The sequence below is a fragment of the Brevibacillus sp. NPDC003359 genome, assembly GCF_042878995.1.
Lineage (GTDB): Bacteria > Bacillota > Bacilli > Brevibacillales > Brevibacillaceae > Brevibacillus.
Window position 1 is genome coordinate 1 of the sequence record NZ_JBIAOR010000036.1, and the last position, 3728, is coordinate 3728.

1 protein-coding gene is annotated in these 3728 nt (G+C 48.6%); it reads right to left on the bottom strand.

The annotated features are described in order from the left end of the window. The coding region (locus tag ACFYU8_RS31425) for a condensation domain-containing protein (protein WP_390307248.1) at window positions 1-3728 on the bottom strand (3728 nt) is incomplete at both ends.

Below are 3728 nucleotides of genomic sequence, written 5' to 3' on the forward strand. Positions count from 1 at the left end.
TGCTCTGCAATATGTTCCCAGTCACGATCCAGGCAGATCACTTGTGCCCTATGTTCAGGCAGCATGGATAGCAGGCTTCCTTGGGTCAACAGGATTGCCGCTTGCGAATCCTCCAACGTATAGCCGATTCTCTCTTGTGGATAGGCGGGATCAATCGGTACGTACGCGCCGCCAGCTTTAAGAATACCCATCATCGCTACGATCATCTCAGTCGTACGTTCCATGAGAACAGCGACCAAGACCTCTGGGCCGATCCCTTGAGCACGCAGATAGTGAGCCAACTGGTTTGCTCGTCGGTTTAGCTCCGCGTACGTCAGTCTTTCTTCTCCGACGATTAAAGCCTCCGCATCCGGTGTAGTTACTACTTGTGCTTCAAACAGCTGGTGCATCACCGCGTCACGCGCATATTCCGTTTCCGTTGCGTTCCATTCCACTAACAGCTTGTGGCGTTCCTCGTCCGTAATAAATGAAAGTGTACGCAACGGCTGTTCCACTTGTGCAGTTAGGGCATGTAGTACCTGCGACATCTGTTCTAATACCTTAACAATCACTTCCGTATCAAAACGTCCTTGCTCATAGATCAATTTGAGAGCAAGCTCATCGCCAGGAGCCGCCACCAATGTCAATGGGTAATTGGTTTGCTCCACTGCTTGGACTTCGCTCAGCGACACTCCAGAATCTGACTCCTCACTTGTGCTGTTCAAGTAGTTCTCAAAAACGAGAATACTATCAAACAGCGATTGTCCATGTGGAACCTCACTCCAGCCTTGGACGTCTACAAGTGGTGTGTATTCGTACTGGCGGATGTCTAATTGTGTCTTTTGCAAGAGTTGTAACCATTCGTGTATGGTTTGGCTTGGATCAAACATGACGCGGACAGGTAACGTATTAATAAAGAGTCCTACCATGTTTTCCACGCCTGGCAGGTCTGCTGGACGACCAGAAACTGTCGTTCCAAAGACAATATCTTCGGATCCGCTGTAACCACTCAGGATGAGTGCCCATGCCCCTTGCACCAGCGTATTTAGCGTCAACTGCTGCTTCCGGGCAAAAGCTTGCAGGTGGGCCGTTACTTCCTTGGATAAGTAAACGGTTCGATCTCTGTAGGCTTTAGGCTGTATGGCATGACTGCCTGCTTTTCCCATAGCAAGTGGTGTTGACTCGTAGAAGCCTTTTAACTGCTCGCGCCAATAGCGCTCCGCAACTTGTTTATCTTGCTTATTGAGCCATGCGATATAGCGACTGAATGGTTGGACTGCTTCTACTTTTTCTTCTTCGCCTTTATAGATCGCTTGGTAACTTGCCTGCCAATCTCGCAAGACAAGTGGCATACTCCAGCCATCTAGCAAGATATGATGAAAGCTCCATAAGAAGCGATACGTATTATCGTTCGTGCAAAACAATGTCCAACGCATCATTGGCGCCTGATTAAACTGGAAGTTTCGCATCCGGTCTTTTTCCATATACGATTGGATTGCAGCTTCCTGCTTATCGACATCCACATGGCGTAGGTCGATTTTTTCCACGTTTACTTTTACTTGTTTTCGGACCATTTGATGCGGTTGTTCCAAGCCTTCCCAGATAAAGGAGGTACGAAGAATCGAATGGCGGTCGACTATTTTCTGCCATGCTTGCTCGAATACTTCCAAGCTAATATCTCGCACTGTCATGAGGAACTGTACAACATAATCGCCGCCCTCTTGTTCATACAGGGAGTGGAACAGCATCCCCTCTTGCAGTGGAGTCAGCGAGTATACACTTTCGATTTGACGATCCGAAGCAATGTATTTGTCGATAGACTGCTGATTTAGATTAGCCAGCGGGAAGTCTGACGGTGTGTAGCCGATTTCTTCTGCCGATTGAGTGTAAGACATAATCTCCCGCAGTGCTTTCATGTAATCATCAGCAACCGCCGCAATCGTCTGTTCATCATGGATGTTTTCGTTGTACAACCAGGTGACGTGTAGCTGATCTCCTGTAACCGCACTAATGATATCTAGCAAGTTCTCTCGAATCGAATCAGGGGCAAGATTGGCTCCACTGCATTCAGACGCTATGCCAAACGTAGAGGAAACCGCCACCGTCTGATCAAATTGCCCAAGGTAGTTGAAGCTGACTTGCGGTTTCGGTTGGGCGTTCAGTTGGTCTTGTAGTTCAAGATCATCACGTAGATAGCGCAAAATTCCATAGCCAACACCCTTATTGGGAATCTGGCGGAGCTGTTCCTTGACTGCCTTCAGCATATGCCCCCAAGTTTTTTCTTGCTCGATAGAAATCTGTATCGGGTACATACTTGTGAACCAACCAACCGTATGGGATAAATCTGCTCCTTCGATAATCTCCTCGCGTCCATGTCCTTCCAGAAGTACGACCATCGTCTCTTTTCCTGTCCATCGATTCAGCGCTTTTGCTAAGGAAGCAAGCAATACGTCATTGATTTGCAGACGGTAGGCAGGGAGCGTTTCGTGAAGCAAGTTGCGCGTCTCTTTGGCGGTCAGCGTAAGTGTGATCTGCTTCGTGAATGCCTCGGTGTTTTGAGCTGGCTCATACGTATGGTCGACAGGAAGTGGATCCACTTCATACGCTTGATTTGCCCAGAAGGCTTTTTCCTTTTCGAGCTCATCAGAGTTGGCAAAAGAGTGTAACTGTTCAGCCCATGCCTTGAACGAGGTCGTTTTTGACGGAAAATGCACCGCCTGACCATTTACAGCTTGCTCATAGGCCAACTGCAAGTCTTCCAGCAAAATGCGCCAGGATACCCCATCGACTACCAAGTGATGAATAACGAGCAGGAGTCGTCCCGCGCGTTCTTTTCCAAGGTGAAAGTACACAGCTCGGAACACAGGGCCTTCTGTGATGTTCAGACTCGCTTGCATCTCGCTCGCAATTTCTTCCAGTCGTGCGAATTGTTCCTCTGGTGAGATGTCAGACAAATCAACTGAATGGAAAGGTACAGGTTCGCCCAAGCCCTCGATGCGTTGTGACCATATGCTGTCGTTGTTGGTATAACGCATGCGTAAAGCATCGTGGTGTACAAGCAACTCGGTAATGGCACGCTCCAATGCGTTCGTATCAACCGGTTCTTCGACTGTCAACAAGAAGGATTGATTCCAGTGATGGATAGACGGTTGATTTGCGGCAAAGAACCACTTTTGGATTGGCGTAAGCAACACATTTCCGGTCACGAGGCCTTGTTCTGCCAGTTGAATAGCGTTTTCCCCGTTTCCAGTTGTTGAAACGAGAGCTGCCAGTTCAGCGATTGTTTGGTTTTCAAAGATCTGTTTAGGTGTAAGACGAATCCCTGCTTGGTTAGCCCGAGAGACGATTTGGATACTCAGGATCGAGTCTCCTCCGAGTTCGAAGAAGTTGGAGTTGATACTCATTTCTTCGATTCTGAGAACGTCTTGCCAAATCTCAGACAGTTTGCGCTCGATAAAGGTATGTGGTGCAACGTAGTGCCCATCACTTGTGCTCGCATAGTCAGGTTTTGGCAGGGCCCGACGGTCTACTTTCCCGTTTGGCGTAAGCGGCAATTCATCCAGCATGACGAAAGCAGATGGCACCATATAATCCGGAACATGTGCTTTGACGTGCTTGCGCAGTTCGGCTGTGTCCATTTCTTGCTCCGCTTCCTTGACCGCATAAGCGACGAGCTGTTTCTTGCCCGGTTCATCTTCGCGGACAATGACTACGGATGCGGCAAGCGCAGGGTGTTTGGCTAAAACTGA